General features: G+C 72.8%; 20 protein-coding genes. 6 read left to right on the plus strand and 14 right to left on the minus strand.

Annotated features, from left to right (window positions below; translation table 11 throughout):
• Positions 1-32 precede the first annotated feature (32 nt).
• Positions 33-1,025 carry a helix-turn-helix transcriptional regulator gene (locus ACWD26_RS10445; RefSeq protein ID WP_451268270.1) on the minus strand — a complete coding sequence of 331 codons (993 nt, stop codon included), beginning with the start codon at positions 1,023-1,025 and terminating at the stop codon, positions 33-35.
• Positions 1,026-1,064: 39 nt separating this feature from the next.
• Between ACWD26_RS10445 and ACWD26_RS10450 the strand changes: the two genes are divergently transcribed.
• Entirely contained in the window at positions 1,065-1,574 is a 510-nt protein-coding gene (locus ACWD26_RS10450) for a hypothetical protein (RefSeq protein ID WP_451268272.1), read from the plus strand.
• Positions 1,571-2,056 carry a hypothetical protein gene (locus ACWD26_RS10455; protein WP_451268274.1) on the plus strand — a complete coding sequence of 162 codons (486 nt, stop codon included), beginning with the start codon at positions 1,571-1,573 and terminating at the stop codon, positions 2,054-2,056. Before ACWD26_RS10450 ends, ACWD26_RS10455 begins: the two co-directional genes overlap by 4 nt.
• Here the strand turns inward: ACWD26_RS10455 and ACWD26_RS10460 are convergent.
• The 3 genes from ACWD26_RS10460 to ACWD26_RS10470 all read right to left on the minus strand — a co-directional run bounded on the left by ACWD26_RS10460 (position 2,016) and on the right by ACWD26_RS10470 (position 4,268).
• Positions 2,016-2,768, minus strand: coding sequence for a class I SAM-dependent methyltransferase (locus tag ACWD26_RS10460; RefSeq protein WP_451268276.1), 753 nt, complete (start codon positions 2,766-2,768; stop codon positions 2,016-2,018). The genes ACWD26_RS10455 and ACWD26_RS10460 overlap by 41 nt on opposite strands.
• A gap of 5 nt (positions 2,769-2,773) precedes the next feature.
• Entirely contained in the window at positions 2,774-3,079 is a 306-nt protein-coding gene (locus ACWD26_RS10465) for a 4a-hydroxytetrahydrobiopterin dehydratase (RefSeq protein ID WP_451268278.1), read from the minus strand.
• Between the two features lie 121 nt (positions 3,080-3,200).
• On the minus strand, positions 3,201-4,268 hold the full coding sequence (locus ACWD26_RS10470; RefSeq protein ID WP_451268280.1) for an ADP-ribosylglycohydrolase family protein: 1,068 nt from the start codon (positions 4,266-4,268) through the stop codon (positions 3,201-3,203).
• Positions 4,269-4,304: 36 nt separating this feature from the next.
• Between ACWD26_RS10470 and ACWD26_RS10475 the strand changes: the two genes are divergently transcribed.
• Positions 4,305-5,150 (plus strand): helix-turn-helix domain-containing protein, encoded by an 846-nt coding sequence (locus tag ACWD26_RS10475; protein ID WP_451268282.1) that lies wholly within the window; start codon positions 4,305-4,307, stop codon positions 5,148-5,150.
• Between the two features lie 19 nt (positions 5,151-5,169).
• Here ACWD26_RS10475 and ACWD26_RS10480 read toward each other — a convergent pair whose 3' ends face one another.
• Positions 5,170-5,595 (minus strand): hypothetical protein, encoded by a 426-nt coding sequence (locus ACWD26_RS10480; protein WP_451268284.1) that lies wholly within the window; start codon positions 5,593-5,595, stop codon positions 5,170-5,172.
• Positions 5,596-5,945: 350 nt separating this feature from the next.
• On the opposite strand from ACWD26_RS10480, the gene ACWD26_RS10485 reads away from it, so the two are divergent.
• Positions 5,946-6,809, plus strand: coding sequence for a helix-turn-helix domain-containing protein (locus ACWD26_RS10485; RefSeq protein WP_451268286.1), 864 nt, complete (start codon positions 5,946-5,948; stop codon positions 6,807-6,809).
• Positions 6,810-6,857: 48 nt separating this feature from the next.
• Here ACWD26_RS10485 and dnaK read toward each other — a convergent pair whose 3' ends face one another.
• From dnaK to ACWD26_RS10515, 6 genes are all read right to left on the minus strand, one after another.
• A complete protein-coding gene (gene dnaK, locus ACWD26_RS10490) occupies positions 6,858-8,714 on the minus strand; it encodes a molecular chaperone DnaK (RefSeq protein WP_451268288.1) in 1,857 nt (618 codons plus the stop codon).
• A 105-nt stretch (positions 8,715-8,819) separates the two neighbouring features.
• On the minus strand, positions 8,820-9,245 hold the full coding sequence (locus ACWD26_RS10495; protein ID WP_334571532.1) for an OsmC family protein: 426 nt from the start codon (positions 9,243-9,245) through the stop codon (positions 8,820-8,822).
• A gap of 101 nt (positions 9,246-9,346) precedes the next feature.
• A complete protein-coding gene (locus ACWD26_RS10500; protein WP_451268291.1) occupies positions 9,347-11,158 on the minus strand; it encodes a vWA domain-containing protein in 1,812 nt (603 codons plus the stop codon).
• The gene (locus ACWD26_RS10505) at positions 11,155-12,216 is read right to left on the minus strand and encodes an ATP-binding protein (protein WP_451268293.1); all 1,062 of its coding nucleotides are present in this window, start codon (positions 12,214-12,216) and stop codon (positions 11,155-11,157) included. The genes ACWD26_RS10500 and ACWD26_RS10505 overlap by 4 nt, the downstream gene beginning before the upstream one ends.
• 94 nt (positions 12,217-12,310) lie before the next feature.
• Positions 12,311-14,425, minus strand: coding sequence for a phage holin family protein (locus ACWD26_RS10510; RefSeq protein WP_451268562.1), 2,115 nt, complete (start codon positions 14,423-14,425; stop codon positions 12,311-12,313).
• A gap of 271 nt (positions 14,426-14,696) precedes the next feature.
• The gene (locus tag ACWD26_RS10515) at positions 14,697-15,149 is read right to left on the minus strand and encodes a hypothetical protein (RefSeq protein ID WP_451268564.1); all 453 of its coding nucleotides are present in this window, start codon (positions 15,147-15,149) and stop codon (positions 14,697-14,699) included.
• Positions 15,150-15,269: 120 nt separating this feature from the next.
• On the opposite strand from ACWD26_RS10515, the gene ACWD26_RS10520 reads away from it, so the two are divergent.
• Entirely contained in the window at positions 15,270-16,043 is a 774-nt protein-coding gene (locus tag ACWD26_RS10520) for an MBL fold metallo-hydrolase (RefSeq protein ID WP_451268295.1), read from the plus strand.
• Positions 16,044-16,077: 34 nt separating this feature from the next.
• On the plus strand, positions 16,078-16,692 hold the full coding sequence (locus ACWD26_RS10525) for a DedA family protein (protein ID WP_451268297.1): 615 nt from the start codon (positions 16,078-16,080) through the stop codon (positions 16,690-16,692).
• A gap of 31 nt (positions 16,693-16,723) precedes the next feature.
• On the opposite strand, the gene ACWD26_RS10530 is transcribed toward ACWD26_RS10525, so the two are convergent.
• The 3 genes from ACWD26_RS10530 to ACWD26_RS10540 all read right to left on the minus strand — a co-directional run bounded on the left by ACWD26_RS10530 (position 16,724) and on the right by ACWD26_RS10540 (position 20,223).
• Positions 16,724-17,824, minus strand: a complete 1,101-nt coding sequence (locus ACWD26_RS10530) for an MBL fold metallo-hydrolase (protein ID WP_451268298.1) — start codon at positions 17,822-17,824, stop codon at positions 16,724-16,726.
• 261 nt (positions 17,825-18,085) lie between these two features.
• Positions 18,086-19,303 (minus strand): aminotransferase class I/II-fold pyridoxal phosphate-dependent enzyme, encoded by a 1,218-nt coding sequence (locus tag ACWD26_RS10535; protein WP_451268299.1) that lies wholly within the window; start codon positions 19,301-19,303, stop codon positions 18,086-18,088.
• 239 nt (positions 19,304-19,542) lie between these two features.
• Positions 19,543-20,223: a hypothetical protein gene (locus ACWD26_RS10540; protein WP_451268301.1), complete on the minus strand. Its 681-nt coding sequence runs from the start codon at positions 20,221-20,223 to the stop codon at positions 19,543-19,545.
• Positions 20,224-20,289: the final 66 nt, after the last annotated feature.

Genomic DNA, 20,289 nt, shown 5'->3' on the forward strand with positions numbered 1-20,289 from the left:
ACCTCCAGAAAGGACGGACGGGTTCCGCACTGTCAGTCGCCGCCGTTCCTGGCCGCGTTGCCGTATCTTTCGGCCAGTTCGGCCACGGTCCGGGCGATCACTCCGCGCAGCTCGGCCGGTTCCAGCACCTCGATGTCCGTGCCCAGACGCAGGAACTCGCCGTGCGCGCGCTCGACCGACTCGATGGGCACGCTGACCGTGGTCCATCCGTCGTCCCGCGTACCGCCGTCGTCCCCCGTACCGCCGTCGTCCTCCGTACCTTCGTCGACGTTCACCGCCCTGGCCAGGGTCACGCCCGGCGCCAGCCGGACCAGCGCCTCGCCCCGGTACAGCCGGTCGTGGAAGTCACGCTGGTAGGCCGTCCAGTACGCGGCCAGGTCGAAGTCGTCCGGGCGTGTGAACTCCTCGTCGGTGGTGTCGAGTTCGAGGATCTGGTCCACGCGGTAGGTGTGGGGCCCCGGGCCGGCGACGACGTACCAGCGGCCCGCCTTGAGGACGATTCCATACGGTTCGAGGCGGCGCCGTACGTCGGTCGGCTCGGCCCAACGGCGGTACAGCACGTGCACGACCCGGCTGTTCCAGACCGCCTCGGCGACGGCGGGCAGGAACGGGGTGTCGTCGGCCTCCGCGTACCAGCCGGGGGCGTCCAGATGGAAGCGGCCGGCGACCCGGTCGGCATGGGCCCGCAGCTCGGCGGGGAGGGCGGCGCGGACCTTCAGCTGGGCGGCGGCCAGAACCGCGCCGAGGCCCAGTTCGGCGGCGGGGCCGGGGGCGCCCGCGAGGAACAGGGCCTCGGCCTCGTCGGTCGTCAGGCCGGTGAGGCGGGTGCGGTAGCCGTCGAGGAGGCGGTAGCCGCCGGCGTGGCCCGCGTCGCCGTAGAGCGGGACCCCGGCCGCGCCCAGCGCCTCCACGTCCCGGTAGACCGTGCGGACGGAGACCTCCAGCTCCTCGGCGAGCTGGGCGGCCGTCATCCGGCCCCGGGTCTGGAGCAGCAGGAGGATCGAGACGAGTCGGCTGGACTTCACTGACACATGGTGTCAGTGAAGCGGCCCTAGCGTGCCGCCATGTCCTTCACCGAGAAGCTGCTGACCGTGCCGCCGCCCTTCGAGGTGGCCGGCCGGCGGATCAAGCGCTACCACGTCACCGCCGACCCGGCCGGCATCGCGCCCGACGTCGAGAAGGCGGCGTACGCGATCCTCCCGGAACTGCTGCCGGAGCCGGACGGGACGACCCCGCCCGCGACCTTCGTCGTCCTGCACCGGGGCGGCGACAACGGCGCCTACCTGAACGCCTACAGCTGGGTGTGGGACAACGTCCTGCACTTCGGCGGCGCGGCGGCGGGCCAGCCCGTGCTCGGCTGCCCGGACGACGACCCCACGCACTTCGTCGTCACCGACCGGCCCTGGATCGGCTGCGTCTGGGAACTGCCGCCGATCCAGCACGAACGGGACGCCTGGATACGGCACGTCCTCGCGCCCGAACCACCTGAACTACCCGACCTCGACGCCTACTTGGTTGATTCCCTGCCCGAGGGAACCACCGGCGGCAACGGCACTACGGGAGCCCGCCCATGAGCAGCCCGCACGACTTCGACTTCTTCCACGGCGACTGGGAGGTCCACCACCGCCGCCGTACCGACTTCCTCGACCCGGACAGCGGCTGGGAGGAGTTTCCCGCCACGAGCCGGTGCTGGTCCCTCTTCGACGGGGCCGCGAACATCGACGAGATCGACATGCCGCATCTCGGCTCGAAGGGGCTGACGCTGCGGCTGTTCGACACCGAGGCGCGGGTGTGGTCGCTGAACTGGTCCTCCAGCCGCAGCGGCAGGCTGTTCCCGCCGGTGCTCGGCCGCTTCGAGGCCGGACGGGGCGAGTTCCACGGGGACGACACGCACGACGGCAAGGACGTGCGGGTCCGCTTCGTGTGGTCGGACATGTCCGAGGCCTCGGCCCGCTGGGAGCAGGCGTTCTCGCTCGACGACGGGGTGACCTGGCTGACCAACTGGATCATGGAGTTCAGGCGACCGGCCAGGTCTTCCGGAACGCCCGCAGGGTGAACTCCGGGTCCGGGCGCGGCCGTTCCTGGTCGGGCAGCGCCGCGAGCCGTACCGCGAAGTCGTTGGCGAGAGGGTCGCCGGGCGGGAGCGTGACGAACCAGCCGCGGCGCAGGTCGGCGAGGGTACGGCGGGGGCTGCGGCCCTGGCCGCGGCCTGGAAAGCGGGCCTGCCCGGCGGGACGCAGACCGTGTTCGTCGGCGTACTTCTCGACGGCCCCGGCGGGGTCCATGACCGGGGTCCGGGGGCGCGGGGCGAGCACGGCGTCGATGTCGCTGCCCACGTTGTGGGAGGCGGCCTTGTCGACGGTGGTGACGTAGACACCGCCGGGGCGGAGCACGCGGGCGCACTCGCCGACCGCGGTGCGTACGTCCTCGGGGCCGCCCAGCAGATGCAGCAGCCACACGCTGGTCACGGCGTCGAACTGCCCGTCCCGGAAAGGGAGTCGGCGCCCGTCGCCGATCACGACGCAGCCGGGCAGCCGCGCGGCGGCCCGGCTCGCCATCGCGTACGTGAGGTCGACGCCCGTGACCCGCATCCCGTCCCGCGCGGCCGCGAACCGCCGGGTCACGATGCCGGTACCGCAGGCGAGGTCGAGCAGGTTCCGGGTGCCTTCGGGGACGAGGCCGAGTACGGCGCGGGCGGCGGCCTCGGCACGGGGCTCGCCGCCGCGCAGCGCGTCGTAGTCGCCGGCCTCCTTGTCGTAGTCCAGCACCCGGCTCAGCTCGCTCCGTGGCCGGGGGCGAGCGCCTCCACCCTGCGGGCCAGCTCGAAGTCCTTCTCGGTGACGGCGCCGCCCGCGCTGTGCGTGGAGATCGTCAGGGAAACCGTGTTGTAGCCGAGGGTGAGGTCGGAGTGGTGGCCCAGTTCCTCCTGGGTCTGGGCGATGTGCACGACCAGCGCGGTCGCCGCGAAGTGCGAGCCCAGCCGGTAGGAGCGGGCGATCCGGTCCCCGTCCAGCGACCAACCGGGCAGCTCCGCCAGCCGGTCCTCGATCTCCTTCTGCGACAAGGGTTCGACGGCCATGGCCCACTCCTTCCGAGACGTCCCCTCCGTGACGTGCGGTCCTCTCAGCCTGCCACAGCCGGGCCGCCGGGTCCCTGGTCAGGCGGTCGGCCGACCGGATCCGTCCGTACGCGGTCAGTGATCAGATCCGGACGCACTCCGCCGCGAAGTCGTCCGCCAGGACGGTGATCTCGGCGCGGCCCTCCGTGGCCGCCACCCACTCCTGGGGCAGGCCGTGGTCGCCGTAGTGGGCGCCGAGGATGTTGCCGCAGATGGAGCCGGTGGAGTCGCTGTCGCCGGAGTGGTTGACGGCCAGAAGCAACGCCTCGGTGACGCTGTGCGTGGCCAGGGCGCAGTACAGGCCCATGGCCAGGGCCTCCTCGGCGACCCAGCCGGCGCCGAGGGACTCGACCTTCTCGGCCGTGGGCGCGCCCTCGGCGGCCAGGTCGAGGGCGCGGGTCAGTGCCGTGGTGGTCTCCTCGTGGCCCGGATGGCGGGCGAGCAGCCGCAGGGCGCGGAGCACGGCGCCCTCCAGGGACTCGTCGGCCACCAGGTACGCGACGATCGCCGCGAGGGCGCCGGCGGCGTAGTAGCCGGTGGGGTGGCCGTGGGTCATCCGGGCGCCCAGCACGGCCCGCTCGAAGGCGGTCCCGGCCGGGACGCGGGCCAGTCCGAAGGGGGCCGAGCGCATGACGGTGCCGCAGCCCTTGGAGTCCGGGTTGATCGGGCCGGGGCGCCCCGGCGGGACGGCCCCTTCGGAGGGGTACGGCTGGGCGAGGCCGGACAGGCAGGCGTTGCCGGGGGCGCGGCGGGCGTACAGCCAGGGACGGGCGGCGAGGCCGGAGACGGCGCGCGGGTCGGGGCCGGACTGCCGCTGGGTGTCGAGCCAGCGGCCGTAGGCGCCCCGGACCAGATCCGCCCAGGCGCCGTCGACGCCCTTGAGCCGCTCGTACTCATGGGCCTGGTGGAGTCCCTCGACGGTGAAGAGGGTCATCTGGGTGTCGTCGCTGACCCGGCCCACGACGCCCTCGCCGTCCGGCACCAACCCGGTCACTCCGCGCTCGCCGTGCGTGGCCCGGATGTTCCCCAGCGAGGCGAACTCGATCGGATAGCCGAGCGCGTCTCCGACGGCCCCGCCCAGCAGGCACCCTCGTACCCGTGCCCGGTAGACGGCCGTCGCTTCCCAGGACGGGTTCCACGGGTTGTACACGCGCCACTCCTCGATCGCCTCGGTTACGTTCTTCGCATGACCATTGTCCCGACCGGAACCACGGGCCGTCCCGCCACCCCCGCCGACCAGGGCGTGGGCCCGCTGCTACGGGCCTGGCGGGAGCAACGACGGGTCAGTCAGCTGGAGTTGGCGCTGCGGGCCGGTTCCTCGGCACGGCACATCAGCTTCGTCGAGACGGGCCGCTCCCGCCCGAGCGAGGAGATGGTGCTGCGGCTCGCCGAGCACCTGGAGGTACCGGTACGGGAGCGCAACGCGCTGCTCCTCGCGGCCGGTTACGCCCCGCACTACCCGGAGACCCCGCTGGACGACCCTTCGATGGCCGCCCTGCGCGAGGGCATGGAGCGGCTCATCCAGGGCTACGAGCCGTACCCGGCGCTGGTGATGAACGCGACGTACGACGTCATGGCTGCCAACCGGGGCATCACCATGCTGCTCGACGGTGTCCCCGAGTCGCTGCTCGTGCCGCCGCTCAACGCGATGCGGCTGACCCTGCACCCGGAGGGCATGGCGCCGCGCATCCGGAATCTTCGCGCCTGGCGCGGGCATCTGCTGGAGCAGATGGAACGCCAGGTCGCGCTCCGCCGCTCGGAACCGCTGCGCGTGCTGTACGAGGAGGTGGCGGCGTACCCGCTGCCGCCGGGCACCCCCGACGACGAGCCGGACGAGGAACCCGGGGCGGAGGCGAGCGCCTACTTCGCGCTGCCGATGCGGATCGAGCACGAGGGCCGCGTGCTCTCCTTCATCTCGTCCGTCTCCACGTTCAACACACCCATGGACGTGACTGTGGCCGAGCTGGCCATCGAGACGTTCCTCCCGGCCGACCCGGCGACGGTCAAGTACCTTCACGGGCTGATGAACTGACTCCTACTCACCTCGACGATCAGCGGCCGGTCGGGTCGGTCGCCCGCAGGGCGACGTACTGGACGGCTGCGAAGCCGGCCACGGTCGCCGCCTGGAGCAGCGTCCACACCGCGCCCGCCGTGCTCGGCGTCAGCCACAGCACCAGGGCGACGACGCTGAGGGCGCTCCAGGCGAGGTTGGCCTCGATCACGGCCCGTACGGGCGGCCGCGGCGGGCGCTCGCGCGAGGCCAGCAGGCCGACACCTGCCGCGTAGACCGCAAGAAACGCGCCAAGTACGACGAGCAGCGCGGGGTCGACACCGAGGAAGCGGCCGAGGGGGCCGGAGGCGAGGAGGTAGGCGAGAGCGTTCGCCCCGGTCACCGCCGCGTCCGCGGTCAGGAAGCGGCGCAGCATGGTCCGGGGGTCGGTGGTCCGGGCGAGCACGGCGAGCTGGGTCGTGGACATGGCGAATCACTCTCCGTCGAGGTCGAAGTCGGGAAATTCGGGCGGAGACCGGGAGCATGGGCGGAAATCCGGCGGTGGAACGACGCCCGAGCCCGGGTTCCGGGCCGGAGTGCGCCGGCCCGGAACCCGGTGACCTCAGCGTGCCGCGCGGGGCGTACGGCGGTCGATTACCTCGGACGTCATGCACCCCGTACCCTGTGGGGTCGTCGTGGCGGGCGGCCGCCGGAATCGACGCGTCGAACCGTCCGGGGAAACGGAATCCCGGGGCATCGCGTTCCGGCCGCCCCTGTGAGATGTTCACCGGAACATGACAGACTGTAGGCATATCTCGGCGCGTGGGGAGGCGTGGCGTGAGTGAGCGGCGGGCCGCGCCCACCGTGGGTCAGGTGGTGCTCGGAAGACGGCTCCAGGAACTGCGGGAGGCCGCCGGGCTCAAGCGCGAGGAGGCGGCACGCGTCCTACGGGTCGCCCCGGCGACCGTACGGCGCATGGAGACCGCCGATGTCTCGCTCAAGATCCCGTATGTGCAGGTGCTGCTGACGACGTACGGTGTCGCGGAGCACGAGGTCGCCGCGTTCGTGAAGCTGGTGGAGGAGGCGAACAAGCCGGGGTGGTGGCAGCGGTTCCATGATGTGCTGCCCGACTGGTTCAGTCTCTACGTCAGTCTCGAAGGGGCGGCGCATCTGATCCGGCAGTACGAGCCGCACTTCGTGCCGGGGATGCTGCAGACCGAGGAGTACGCGCGGGCCGTGATGCGGGCCGGCACCCTCGGGCAGACCGGTGCCGAGACGATCGAACGGCATGTGTCGCTGCGGATGGCCCGGCAGAAGCTGCTCACCCGGGAGAACCCTCCGCATCTGTGGGTCATCATGGACGAGACGGCTCTGCTGCGGCCGGTGAGCATCCGCTCCCAGGTGATGCGCGACCAGATCGACCGGCTGCTGGAGATCACCGACAAGGACCACGTCATCCTTCAGGTCTCCGAGTTCGCCAGCGGACCCCACCCGGGCACCTACGCCCCCTTCTCCCTCTTCCGCTTCGCCGAACCCGAGCTCCCCGACATGGTCTACACCGAGTACCTCACCGGCGCCCTCTACCTCGACTCCCGCACCGAGGTCGCCCTCCACCTCGAGGTCCTCGACCACATGGCCGCGCACGCGGCGTCCGCCGAGCGGACAAGGGAGATCCTGGAACGCTACCGCGACAAGTACTGAGGCCTCGCCGACGCCCCCGCTCAGGGCCGGTCGGGCACTGCCGGTGGGTTACGCCGGTCCTCCCCGGGAGCCCTTCTCGTCGTCGACGATCTCCGCGTCGACCACGCCCTCCTCCTCCGTGGGGCCGGGGCGCGGCTCCTCGGCCGGAGCGCTGGAGGCCGCCGCGTACATGGCCTGGCCCATGCGTTGGCTGACGGTTGCCAGGTTCTCCGTGGCGGTGCGGAGGGCGGCGGTGTCCTCGGGGTTCTCCAGGCGTCGCTTCACCTCCGCCACCGCGGCCTCGACCTCGGCACGGCTGTCGGCCGGGACTCGCTCCGCGTTGTCGCGGAGGAACTTGTCGGTCTGGTAGGCGAGTTGCTCGGCGTGGTTGCGGGTCTCGGCGGCCTCACGGCGCCGGCGGTCGTCGTCGGCGTACTGCTCGGCCTCCCGCATCATGCGGTCGATGTCGTCCTTGGGGAGGGCGGAGCCGCCCGTCACCGTCATCTTCTGTTCGCGGCCGGTGGCGAGGTCCTTCGCCGACACGTGCATGATGCCGTTCGCGTCGATGTCGAAGGCCACCTCGATCTGCGGGACGCCACGCGGCGCGGGCGGCAGGCCGGTGAGGTCGAAGACGCCGAGCTTCTTGTTGTACGCGGCGATCTCCCGTTCGCCCTGGTAGACCTGGATGCCGACCGAGGGCTGATTGTCGACCGCCGTCGTGAAGATCTCCGAACGGCGCGTGGGAATCGTCGTGTTGCGTTCGATGAGCTTCGTCATGATGCCGCCCTTGGTCTCGATGCCCAGGGACAGCGGGGTGACGTCGAGCAGCAGGACGTCCTTCACATCGCCCCGGAGGACGCCCGCCTGGAGTGCGGCGCCCACGGCCACCACCTCGTCCGGGTTCACGCCCTTGTGCGGGTCCTTGCCGGTGAGTTCCTTCACCAGGTCGGTCACGGCGGGCATGCGGGTCGAACCGCCGACGAGGATGACGTGGTCGATCGCGGCGAGCTTCACCCCCGCGTCCTTGACGGCCTGGTGGAACGGCGTCCTGCAGCGGTCGAGCAAATCGGCCGTCAGCTCCTGGAACTGGGCGCGCGTCAGTTTCTCCTCCAGGTGCAGCGGACCCTCGGCGGAGGCGGTGACGTACGGCAGGTTGATGGACGTCTCGGAGGAGCTGGACAGCTCGATCTTGGCCTTCTCGGCACCCTCGCGCAGCCGTTGCAGCGCCATCTTGTCGTTGCCGAGGTTGATGCCGTACTGCCCCTGGAAGCGTTTGACGAGGTACTCCACGACCCGCTGGTCCCAGTCGTCGCCCCCGAGGCGCGTGTCGCCGTTGGTGGCCTTGACCTCGATGACCCCGTCGCCGATCTCCAGCAGGGAGACGTCGAAGGTGCCGCCACCGAGGTCGAAGACGAGGACGGTCTGCTCCTCTCCCCGGTCGAGCCCGTAGGCGAGGGCCGCGGCCGTGGGCTCGTTGATGATCCGCAGGACCTTCAGGCCCGCGATCTCCCCCGCCTCCTTGGTCGCCTGCCGCTGCGCGTCGTCGAAGTACGCGGGCACCGTGATGACGGCGTCGGTGACGTCCTCCCCGAGATACGACTCGGCGTCCCGCTTCAGCTTCTGCAGGACCCGCGCGGACAGTTCCTGGGCCCGGTAGCGGGTGCCGTCCACAAAGTCCTGCTCGGGGAACCGCCACCCTCCGTCGCCCATGTGGCGTTTGACGGAGCGCGCGGTGCGCTCCACGTTCGTCACTGCCTGCCGCTTGGCGACCTCGCCCACGAGGACCTCGCCGTTCTTGGCGAACGCCACCACGGACGGTGTCGTCCGCTGTCCTTCCGCGTTGGCGACGACGGTCGGCTCGCCGCCCTCCAGCACCGCCACCACCGAGTTCGTCGTACCGAGATCGATTCCGACCGCACGCCCCATCGCCGTCCCCTTCCAGCAAGGTTCCGCCTGCTGTTCCCATCTCCAGCACAAAACTTGAGTGGGCTCTTGTCAATGGGGCGGCGACGGGGCGCACGAAGCAGTCGGTCAGGCCAGCTCGGCCGTCAGCGTGATCGTCGTGCCGGTCAGGGCCTGGCTGACCGGGCAGTTCTTCTTCGCGCCCTCGGCCGCCTCCTGGAAGCCGGCCTCGTCCAGGCCGGGGACCTCGCCGCGGACGGTGAGGTGGATGCCGGTGATGCCCTCGCCGGGCTGGAAGGTCACGTCGGCCTTCGTCTCCAGGCGGGTGGGCGGGGTGCCCGCGCCGGTGAGGCCGTGCGAGAGCGCCATGGAGAAGCAGCTGGAGTGGGCGGCCGCGATCAGCTCCTCGGGGCTGGTCTTGCCGTTCGCCTGCTCCGCGCGCGACGGCCACGACACCGGCTGCGAACCGATGCCGGAGGAGTCGAAGGTGACGGTGCCGGTGCCCTTGAGCAGCTCGCCTTCCCAGACGGTGTGTGCGGTGCGCGTGGTGGCCACGATGAGTCCTTTCTGTGGGTCACGTTGTCGGGCCCCGGTGCCGGGGTTCGGCTGCCGGGGTTCCGTGCCCCCATCCGATCACACTCCGGCGGATGCGAGGCTCATCTCACCCTGAACACCGGCCCCCGCGCGGTGAACGGCAGGCGAGCGCCTTGTGGCATCAGATAGGCGTGCTCGCGCCGCACGCGCAGCACGTCGCACCAGCCGTCCGTGATCACGAGGACCGGCGCCCCCGGCGGGAAGTCGTCGGCCCGGTGCAGCAGGTCGATGCCCGGCTGCAGCTCCGTGCCGCCGCGCCCGTGGACCCGGACGCGCCCGGCGATCTCCGTGACCGGCACAAAACCCGCGTCGTGCGGGGCCGCGTCGCAGAAGACGACCCGGGCGGCCGGTACGTCACGGGCGGCGGCGTACGAGGCGATCGCGCCCAGCGCCTTGCCGAGCAGCGTCCGGTCCATGGAGCCGGAGGTGTCGAGGACGACGCCGAAGGTGCAGCGGGCGATCTCCTCGGGCGGGAAGTGCCGTCCGGCGCGCGGGATGTCGGGGGTGGCCCACTGGCGGCGCGAGGGGCGCGCGTAGGTCCGTACGGCCTGCGGGCTGGGCACGAACTCGTCGAACCACCGGGCCAGTCGGGCGTCCCACGGCAGCGGCGGGTGGCTGAGGGCGCGGATCTCCTCGACCAGACCGGCGGGCAGGAGACCGCGCTCCTGCCGCTCGTGCAGATCGAACCCCCGGGCGAGGCCCCGGCGGTAGAACTCGTCGAGGTCCACGTAGTCGCGGGGCGAGCCGAGCGGGCCGCCGAGGATGTCACCGGCGCCCCTGCCGCGCAAGGTGGCCAGCCGGCGCACACGGCGCAGGTCGCCGGCGATCCGGTCGTACACCTCCTCGGCCGACAGACCGGCCAGCTCGGGGTCGTACAGCAGACCGTCGGGCATGGTGCCGACCTGCATCTCGCGCAGCCAGCCGTTGATCACGTAGTCGGCGGCGATGTTGAACAGATACGGGTCGCGGGTGCCGCGGCGGTCGCCGTGGCGCAGGGCGGCGTGCAGCATCTCGTGGGCGAGGATGAACCGCCACTCCTCGTCCTCGAACTGCCGGAGCGGGTTGATGTAGATCTCGCCGGCCTCCGCGTCGACGGCCGCGATGGCGATGCCGTGGGCGTGGGCGAGCTCGACGTCGGCGACGATCCGCATGCCGGCCGCGATGCCGCCGAGCAGCGGGTAGGAGGAGATGAACCAGCTCAGCGCCACCTCCCAGGGCCGTCTGCGGACCGGCTCGTCGTCGAGGGACTCCCGGCGGCCGCCGGCCATGTCCATGGCGGCGGACATGGTGCTGGTGAGGGCGTGCGCGAAGGCCACCTGCCAGTCCGGGGGCTGCCCCTGCCACCTGGGCCAGGTCAGCAGGAGCTGGTCGGGCTCGCCGCCGGCCGTGCCGCAGCGCTCGTACGCCGCCGGGAGCCCGTCGCGGCGCCAGCGGGCGGCGAGACGCTCCTCGTCGCCGTCGGGGTAGCGGGCGGGCAGGTCCTCGGGGGTCAGCCCCACGGGGAAGGTGAGCAGGAACCGGTTGACGGCGACGCAGCGGGCGGCCAGGTCGAACCGGTCGGGCTGGACGCGCTCGCCCTGCGCCGCCGGGACATGCCCGAAGCCGAGGTGGATGGCGGCGTGGGCGATCGCCCAGGCCCAGGCGTCGGGGGCGGCGAGCCGGTCGGGATGGGCGTGCAGCACGCCGTCGGAGTCGACGCGGACGAGGCCGTCGCGGGGTGTGAGATCGCACCTCTCCTTGCGGCACGTGCCGAAACGGACCGCGCGCAGCGCGGGGTTGGCCCGCGCTGTCGACAGTCCCGCCTCGAACGCCTCGTCGGCGAGGTCCCGTTTCGTCTTCCGCTTGTTCCGGCCCTTGCCGCCGGCCGTACTCATCGGCGCGCCTCCACCAGCCGGGGCATGTCCCGGGCCGCCTCGACGAGGAACCAGGCGGGCAGGACGGGGTTGCCCTCGGTGTCGGAGGCGATGACGGTCTGGGCGACCTCGACGGAGATCTCGGCGAGCCGCACCAGCAGGGACTTGGCGCGGTACGCGGTCTGCCGCCCGTTGGCCGACATGTGCTGCTTGCTCGCGGGCAGCTCCTTGATCAGCCGGCCGCGGAAGGAGTCGGCGAGGTAGTAGAGCAGGTCGCGGTCCTCCAGGCGATGGGGCCAGCCGGCCTCGCCCTTGAGGATCGCCTCGATGCCGAACCGGCTGCGCACGATCTTGACGTAGCCGCAGAAGGCGACCGCGTGCGCGGGTGTCAGGGTGCCGTGCGCGAGGACCTTCAGGGTCCCCTCGTCGAGGTCGCGCCCGAAGGAGTGCAGGGCGTCGGAGAGCATGTGCCAGGAGCGGGGCGTGGAGAACGGCTCCTCGGTCTTCGGCGGCTTGGACCACAGGTGGTCCGGGCGGTCGGTGAGGTGGTCCAGGACCCAGGGGTGGATACCGCTGTCCGCCGCCCACGCCAGCCAGTCCTTGGGCGACGCCTCCAGGTGGACGTGGGTGAGCCGGTTGACCAGGGCGGAGGCGATGGGGCGGGCGAGGGCGTTGTCGGTGGCGCGGTTGCCGGCGCCGATGACGATCGAGCCCTTCGGCAGCTCGTAGTTTCCGATTCGGCGGTCCAGGATCAGCGAGTAGAACGCCTTCTGCACATCCGGGGTGGCCGCGTTCAGCTCGTCCAGGAACAGGCAGTACGGCTCGTCGCGGGCGATCGCCTCCGGCGGGCAGAACACCGAGCGCCCGTCGCGGATCTGCGGTACGCCCATCAGGTCCTCCGGCGCGAGCTGCGTACCGAGGAGGCTGACGCATTCCAGGCCCAGCGACTCGGCGAAGTCCCGCACGAGGGAGGACTTGCCGATGCCGGGGGCGCCCCAGAGGAAGACGGGGCGCACGGTGGCCAGGCCCAGGAGCAGTTCGGGGAGGCGGGAGGGCGTGACGGTGACGGCTGCCTGCAAGGCGGGGGCTCCAAGGGTTGGTCCTGCGGACGTTGCGGACAGTTTGGGTGACCGCTTCGCGGGAGCGCAGCCGAATTTTCTGTGGGCCGGGTGCCTATGCGTCTGCCGGGTTCTGTCGTCCGGCGGGTGCGGGTTCGTCCGTGGCCGGCCGCGCAGTTCCCCGCGCCCCTTCAGGGCGCCCCCGCTCGCCCAAGGGCACCTGGGGGCCGTTCGACTCGCGCAGCCATCGCCTCAGTACGCGGTGGATGTGTTCGGCGCCTACCAGGTCCTCGTCGTCCTCCACCGGCGCGGAGAGGGCCAGCGGGGACATGAGGAAGGGGCGGGCCTGGCAGCCGCCGAGGCCGCCGTGGGAGCCGATCTGTTCCTCGAAGGCGAGGACTTCGCCCTCGGCGGGGTCGTACCAGGAGTTGACCATGATGTCGGCGACGTGCGGGAAGCCGTGGGTGCGGCGGACGGCGTCGGCGGCGCCCGGGCCGAAGTCGGCGAGCGGGCCGGGGTGTTCGTCGCTCAGCTCCTCGACGGGGATCTCCGCGCCGTGAGCGCCGAGGACGACACCGCCGTGCTCCTCGCTGCGGACGAGGACGAAACCGATGCCCGGGTGGTTGGCGAGCGTGGAGAGCAGGGCCGGGTGGCGGGCGTCGATCTCCTCGCGGCTCATCCGGTGGGAGACGTCCGGGAAGGAGACCAGGCCGAGGTTGCCGGAGGCGAGGACGATCGGCTCGGAACGCCGCGTCGGCCGGTACTCCTCGACGCCCTCCTCGACGGGGATGCGCAGCGCGGCCCGGACCGCCGCCCGTGCCTCGGCGCCGCTGTGGGTGCGCTGGGCGCGGCGCGGTACGGGCAGTCCGCAGCCGGCGCGGACCAGGTCGCCGAGGGTGAGGCCGTAGCGGCCGAGGAAGGTCTCGCCGGGGCTCTGGCCGTGGTCGGAGAGGAGGACGATCCGGTAGGCGCGCGGGGCGTGTTCGGCGACCTGGGCGATCAAGGCGAGGGAACGGTCGAGGCGTTCGAGGACCTTCGCGGCGTCCCGGCTGTGCGGGCCCGAGTGGTGGGCGACCTCGTCGTACGCCACGAGGTCCGCGTAGATCGCGGCGCGGCCCGCGAACATGTCCCCGATCACCGCGGAGACGACGACATCGCGCTCGACGACGGTCGCGAAGGCGCGGATGAACGGGTAGAGCCCGCCGCGCTTCACGCGGGGCCGCTGCTTGGCGAACCGGGCGCGGGTGGACTGGCCGATCTCGCGGAGGACGTCGGCGACGAAGGACATGGCGGTGCGGACGGCGTTGGCGGGGTCGGAGAAGTAGGCGAAGTACCCGGCGCGGGACCGGTTCCGCCGGTCCCGGCGGGCCGCGATCGACAGGACGAGCGCGAGCTGCTCGGCGCCGCCGCTGAAGAGGTTGCCCCGGCTGGCGCCGTCGACGGTGAGCAGCCCGCCGTCGCCGGTGCGGTCGATGGCCCGGCGCTGGAGTTCGGCGGCGCTGGAGGGCCGGTTGCAGACCATCACCTCCCGGGTGTCCTTCTCGTACCAGCGGAAGGCCGGGATGTCGTGGTTGGTGCCGTGGAGGATGCCGAGCTGGCTGGCGCCGGTCTGGCTGGACCAGTCGGTGCGCCAGAGGGTGAGCCGGTGGGTGGGCCGGGGGCGCGTGGTCTCCGCCGACGGCCGGCCGAGCCAGGTGGCCACGGTCGGCATCAGCCCCTTCTCGGTCGCCGCCTCCAGCACGTCGTGGCCGACGCCGTCGAGCTGGAGGAAGACGGTGCCGGGTCCGGCGGGTCCCGGGCGGCCCTCCGCGTGCCTGCGGCGGCGGTCGGCCAGCCGGTACAGGCGGCGTCGGTAGGCGTCGTCGTCCCGTACGGCGAGGGCTCCACCGGTGGCGGAGGCGACGGCGGACATCACCGCGGCGACCACCACGGCCGTCTCGGGGGCGGCCTCACCCTGGCCGGAGGGGTTGATCCACAGTGCGAGGAGGAGCAGTGAGCCGTTGAGGAAGAAGACGAGCAGGCCGAGGACGAGGGCCGGGACGAGCAGCAACGCCCGTACCAGCAGCGGCCACACCAGTGAGGACAGCAGACCGAACATTCCGGCGCCCAGGGCGGCGGTCGTTCCGATCTGGGTGGCGCTCTCGCCGGTGCGGGACTGCAGCCGGAAGTCGGGCAGGGCGCCCGCGAGCACGAGCATCGTCAGCGTGGACACCGCCCATACGGCCAGCATCCGCCAGATACCGCTCAGTACCCTGCGCCAACGAGCACCGCCCACGTTCGGCCACCTTTGCCGTCCCGATCCTTGGCCCAGCCTGTCATAGGCGGTGGGGGCGCCGGGGTGGCACGTCGGGGTGGCACGGGGGGTGGGGAGGGGCGCGGTCCGGGGAGAACTCGGGACCACATGCGCGGTGCGGGCTGCGGGTCCTTCGTGGCTGGTCGCGCAGTTGCCCGCGCGCCCCTTCAGGGGCGGCCGGCGGCTGAGAGGTGCGGCCCCCTCCTGCTCAGCGGCCGTCGTAGCCCGCTGTCGGCATCGACAGGCGGCGGTGGACGTGGGCCTTCATCTGGGCGTCGTAGGCGGGTTCCGCGTGGCCGACGGTCTCGACGCGGATGCCTCGGCGGGCGCACTCGGCGGTGAAGTCGTCGACGGAGGCGAGGGCGCGTTCGAGGACGCGGTGGCTGGGGGCGACGAAGAGGTCGACGAGGCCGGCGTCGACATCGGCCCACAGGGCGCCGTGGTCGGGGCGCAGACCGCGTACGAGCAGCTCGCGCGTCACCACGTAGCCGCGCTCGGCGGCCCAGCGGGCGCACATGGCGTGCTGGCTGCGGGAGTCGACCAGGAAGGGGTCGGCCTCCAGCTCCTCCAGCGGCGTCAGGCTCGCTATGGCGGCGACCCGCACCACGGCGCCACGCCCCGCCGCCCCGCCCCGCGCACGAGCCGCCTCCGGGCACGTCACGCCGGTGGCGCCGCCCCTGTCTCCCTTGTCTCCCACGGTGTCCCCCTCACCTCCGGGTTTCGCCGCAGACCCTACTCCAGCCCGTAGGCTCGGGGGAGTAGCGCGAAGGAGGCGAACGGAGTGCCGGTGGAGATCACCTGGTGGGGTCATGCGACCTGCACCGTGGAGGACTCGGGCACGCGGGTGCTCACCGACCCCCTCTTCACACGCCGGCTCGCGCATCTGCGCAGGCGCCGTGGTGCGCCTCCCCCGCCGGAGGCGGCGGTCGCGGATGTGGCGCTGGTGTCCCATCTGCACGCCGACCATCTGCACGTTCCGTCGCTGGCCCGGCTCGCCCCGGGTACGCGGCTGGTGGTGCCGAGGGACGCGTCACGGCAGGTGCCCGGGCTGCGCAGGCTGGCGCATCTGCGGCTCTGCGAGGTGGCGCCCGGGGACGAGGTCAGGGTCGGTGACCTGGTCGTACGTGCCGTGCCCGCGCGGCACGACGGGCGGCGGCTGCCGGTCGGGCCGCACCGTTCGCCGGCGCTCGGCTTCGTCGTGGAGGGCGAGGCGCGGACCTACTTCGCCGGGGACACCGGGCTGTTCGAGTCGATGGCCAAGGAGGTCGGGCCGGTCGACGTGGCGCTGCTGCCCGTCGGCGGCTGGGGACCGTACCTCGGCGAGGGCCATCTGGACGCGGGGCGCGCGGCCCAGGCGCTTGCGCTGCTCGCGCCCCGGAGCGCGGTGCCGGTGCACTACGGCACGTACTGGCCGATCGGCATGGACGCCGTGCGCCCCCATGAATTCCACGCCCCCGGCGAGGAGTTCGTACGGCTCGCCGCCGCACGCGCGCCCGAGGTGGCCGTGCATCGGCTCGGGCACGGGGAATCCGTACGGCCGGGGGTGGCGCGATGAGACGCCGGACGGCAGAAGTCCCGGAGGATGCCCGGTGATCGTCCTGGCCGCCGTGAGCAGCCCCCTGCCGCACGAGTCCACGCAGCAGGCGATCGGCTATCCGACACTGTTCCTGCTGGTGCTCGTCGGGGCGCTGGTGCCGGTGGTGCCGACGGGGGCGCTGGTGAGTTCGGCGGCGGTGGTGGCGTTCCATCAGACCGCCCCGCTCGCGCTGTTGCTGGTGTTCGTGGTGGCCTCGGTCGCGGCGTTCCTGGGGGACATCGCGTTGTACTGGCTGGGGCGGCGCGGGATGGGCTCGAAGAACGGTTCGCGCTGGCTGGAGGCGCTCCGGCGCCGGGCGCCGGAGGACCGGCTGGCCCAGGCCCAGGCGAAGCTCGACGACCACGGGGTGGCCGTGCTCGTGCTGTCCCGGTTGATGCCGGCCGGGCGGATTCCGGTGATGCTGGCGTGTCTGCTGGCGAAGATGCCGTTGCGGCGGTTCGCGCGGGGGAATCTGCCGGCGTGCCTGGCCTGGGCCGTGACGTACCAGCTGATCGGCATCCTGGGTGGGTCGTTGTTCCCGGAGCCCTGGGAAGGGGTGTTGGCGGCGGTCGTGTTGACGTTGCTGATCAGTGTGGTGCCGAGTGTGTGGCGGCGCGTTGTCCGGTAGAGCCAGGGGAGCGCGGTGCGCCCCCGCCCGCTCAGTTCAGCACTCGGGAGCCGCCCACCGGCAGGTCCCACAGGTTCTCTCGCGGTAGGCCCGCCGCCTTCCAGGCCGCCCTCACCCGCGTCAGCGGTTCCAGTACCGGCTCCGCCGAGAGGATGAACGTGGCCCAGTGCATGGGGGCCATGCGGTGGGCGCCGAGGTCCTGGAAGGCCCGTACCGCCTCCTCCGGGTCGCAGTGGACGTCGCTGAGCCACCACCGGGGGTCGTAGGCGCCGATCGGCAGGAGGGCGAGGTCGATGCCGGGGTAGCGGCGGCCGATGAGGGAGAACCAGTGGCCGTAGCCGGTGTCGCCGGCGAAGTAGAGGCGCTTGCCGTCCGGGGCGGTGAGGACCCAGCCGCCCCAGAGCGAGCGGCAGGTGTCGCTGAGGGTGCGCTTGGACCAGTGGTGGGCCGGTACGAAGTCGAAGCGGACGCCGTCGAGTTCGGCCGCCTCCCACCAGTCCAGCTCGGTGACCCGGCTGAACCGGCGCCGCCGGAACCAGCGGCCGAGCCCGGCGGGTACGAACACCGGGGTGTCGCGCGGGAGTCCGGCCAGGGTGGGGGCGTCGAGGTGGTCGTAGTGGTTGTGGCTGATGACGACCGCGTCGACACCGGGCAGCGCGTCCCAGGCGATGCCGACGGGGGTGATCCGGGCGGGGGTGCCGAGGATCCGGCGGGACCAGACGGGGTCGGTGAGCACGGTGAGCCCGCCGATCCGCACCACCCAACTCGCGTGCCCCGCCCAGGAGACCGCGAGGGCGCGTGTGCCGACCCGGGGCAACGGGGCGGGCTCGTACGGCAGTCGGGGGATGTCGGCGAGCCCGTCGGCCCCGGGCCGGATTGAGCCCTCGCGGGCGAACCGGGCGAAGGCCTTCAGGCCGGGCAACGGTGTGGTGAGCCGGTCGGCGAAGGTCCGGGGCCAGCGGCGCCGCTCGCCGAGCGGGCGGGGCTCGGCGAGCGGCGGGGACGCGAGGGGACGGGCGAAGGGGGACTCTGGGGGTGGCGGGGACGCCGGGTCCTCGGTGTCCTCAGTGGTCGTCGTGGAGGTGGCCGATGAAGGTGTCGCCGGGGTGGTCGACTCGGACTGCTGCGTCATCGAGGAGGCTCCCGTCGCTGAGCGTCGTCACGAAGGATCGTCGTCGCTGAAGGCCGCTGAGGGTCGTCGTCGCTGAAGGCCGCTGGGGTCGTCGTCGGGGGAAGGTCTCTGGGGGCGGTCGTCGCAGGAGAGTCGGGAGGGTCGGGAGTCGGGGGTCGGGAGAGTCGGTGCGGATCGGTGTCGCAGGGGAGTCGCTGGGGATCGGCGTCGCAGGAAGGTCGTCGAGGGCCGGTCGACGTGCGTCGGCCCGGCGGGCCGTCGTCATCGAAGGTCCTCGAAAGCCGCCCCGAAAAGCGCCAACGCACGTTCCACGTGGGGCAGTTCCAAGGGATCCGGCGCGGTGAGGACCTGCGCCCGTTCCGCGTCGGTGGTGCCGAGGAACGGGCCGGTGGACAGCCGGACGCGCAGCTCCCCGAGGTCGTCCCCGAACCGGTGGCCGCCGGGCGCGGGCATCCCGAGCCGTTCGCTGAGGAAGTCCTCCGCCTCCTGGGCGTCGCCCACACCGTGCGCGGCGAGCGCCGCGCGCAGCGGGGCGAGGTCGGCGTACAGGTGCCGTCCGGCGCGTGGCGGCAGGGCGAGCGCCCCGGCGGCGACCACGGCCCGGTGCGCGGCGGCGGCGAGGCGCGCGTGCAGCCGTACGGCGGCGGCGAGCCGCTCGGTGACGGGAGCGGGCTCTTCGAGGGCGTACGCGGCGGCCGCGGCGACCGGGGTGGCGACCCGGGCGCCCAGCGCGGTGAGCACGTCGAGGACCCGGTCGTGCAGCCCCGTCCCGTCCCCGTCGGCCGGGAACCGCGCGACGGCGGCCGGCCAGCCGGGCGGCAGGAAGGGGCCGGCGAGGTCGGTGACGACGGTGACCCGGTCGGGCAGCATCTCGGCGGGGCTGAGCAGCACGGTGTCGTGCGGGTCGTGCAGGGTGTCGCGCCAGGTCTCGTCACTGACCAGGTGCAGCCCCTCCCCCAGGGCCGCCTCCATGGTCTCGTGCACCAGTTCGGGCGGGGCCACGGTGGCGGTCGGGTCGTCCGCCACGCACAGCACGAGCAGCCGGGGGTCACCGCCCTCGGCCCGGATCCTGCGCACGGTCTCCAGGAGCGCGTACGGGTCCGGCACGCCTCCGCATTCGACGGGCGTGGCCACATGGAACACGGATCGGCCCAACGCCCGCGCCTGGGGCTCCCACCAGGCGGCACACGGGCGTGGGAGCAGGACGTCGCCGCCGATCGCGGCGGTCAGCGCGAGGAGCAGGGCGGGGGCGCCGGGGGCGGCCACGGCCCTGGCCCGTTCGGTGGGCAGTCCGCGTCTGTCCCAGTAGCCGCAGGCGGCGTCCAGGAGCGCCGGAGAGCCACCGGGGGGTACGGCGTGGGGCCGGCCCGCGGCGGCGGAGAGCACGGCGGCCAGTTCGGGCAGGACAGGCAGTCCCTGGGCGGGAAGGGGCGGGCCGAAACGGACCGGACCGTGCCCTTCCGGATCCGTCCGCCGCATGTGTGCCTCCGCGCAGTCGTGGTGCGTTGTTCGGCGCTTCGCGCTCCGGGGTCGATGGTGCTCCGCCCTGCCGCGAGTGTGCGCCGTTGTGCCACGACGGCCCCGTGCGCACCCTCGGCCTGTCAGTACCCAGGCTCACGCGCCCCATGGCCACCCGTACGGGTTGCGCCGGTCACATCGGCGGCAGGTCCGGGCCGGGCGGGCCCGGGCGGGGCGACCGGGTCGGTGGGCCCGGTCGGTCATGGCGTGGACCGGTCCCGGCGGAGCAGTCGGTGCACGACGGCGGCGAGCGCGCCGGCGATGAGGATGCCGCCGGTGACGAGGGCGGGGACGGAGTCGGTGAAGGCGCCGCCGCCGCCCGCGTGGACGCCTCGCTGGACCGGAGCGGGACGGTGGGTGGCCGGGTCGGTGCCGTGATGGCTCGGCTGCTGGGTCGGCTGGTGTGTGGGCTGGAGTGTGGGATAGCCGGTCGAGTGGTCCGTGGGGCCGTGCTGGCTGCCGCCGAGGGAGACGTCGAAACTGGCGTTCCACTGTTTGCCCTCGCCGCCGGGGGCCGTCGGGCAGGTGCCGTCGACGCCCCACTCGCTGGAGGCGCTCGCCGCGTCGGCGCCGACCTCGAAGTCCGCGGCGGGCGCGATCTTGGCGGTGCCCTGGTAGGAGGGGCCGCCCGCCGAGTCGTCGTTGCCGGGGAGGCGCTGCAGCTTGACGGTGCCCTGTTCGAAGGACTGTGAGCTGGCGTCGATGGTTTCGGGGGCTGAGCCGCCGGTGGGGTCGCAGGTGACGGAGATGGTGAGGGTGGCGCCCGGTTCGACGGTGTGCGGGCTCACCTCCGCCCCCGATTCCGCGTACGCGGCCGGGGCAGCACCCAGGACGGCACCGATCAGGGCGGTTGCGGACAGGACACGGGCTCTGCGGCGCATGGGCGGGGCTCCTTCGGCCGACTCCGGCGGGCGGGGCACGACCGCCGTGCCCCGTGGTCCATCAGA

This window comes from Streptomyces sp. NPDC002787, assembly GCF_053592095.1.

What these genes read in the sequence shown, in the direction of transcription:
- ACWD26_RS10450 (WP_451268272.1), top strand. Translation starts at nt 1,065, where the DNA reads ATGTCCTTCACCGAGAAGCTGCTGACCGTGCCGCCGCCCTTCGAGGTG.
- ACWD26_RS10455 (WP_451268274.1), top strand. Translation starts at nt 1,571, where the DNA reads ATGAGCAGCCCGCACGACTTCGACTTCTTCCACGGCGACTGGGAGGTC.
- ACWD26_RS10465 (WP_451268278.1), bottom strand. Translation starts at nt 3,079, where the DNA reads ATGGCCGTCGAACCCTTGTCGCAGAAGGAGATCGAGGACCGGCTGGCG.
- ACWD26_RS10475 (WP_451268282.1), top strand. Translation starts at nt 4,305, where the DNA reads ATGACCATTGTCCCGACCGGAACCACGGGCCGTCCCGCCACCCCCGCC.
- ACWD26_RS10480 (WP_451268284.1), bottom strand. Translation starts at nt 5,595, where the DNA reads ATGTCCACGACCCAGCTCGCCGTGCTCGCCCGGACCACCGACCCCCGG.
- dnaK (WP_451268288.1), bottom strand. Translation starts at nt 8,714, where the DNA reads ATGGGGCGTGCGGTCGGAATCGATCTCGGTACGACGAACTCGGTGGTG.
- ACWD26_RS10500 (WP_451268291.1), bottom strand. Translation starts at nt 11,158, where the DNA reads ATGAGTACGGCCGGCGGCAAGGGCCGGAACAAGCGGAAGACGAAACGG.
- ACWD26_RS10510 (WP_451268562.1), bottom strand. Translation starts at nt 14,425, where the DNA reads ATGCTGGCCGTATGGGCGGTGTCCACGCTGACGATGCTCGTGCTCGCG.
- ACWD26_RS10530 (WP_451268298.1), bottom strand. Translation starts at nt 17,824, where the DNA reads ATGACGCAGCAGTCCGAGTCGACCACCCCGGCGACACCTTCATCGGCC.
- ACWD26_RS10535 (WP_451268299.1), bottom strand. Translation starts at nt 19,303, where the DNA reads ATGCGGCGGACGGATCCGGAAGGGCACGGTCCGGTCCGTTTCGGCCCG.
- ACWD26_RS10540 (WP_451268301.1), bottom strand. Translation starts at nt 20,223, where the DNA reads ATGCGCCGCAGAGCCCGTGTCCTGTCCGCAACCGCCCTGATCGGTGCC.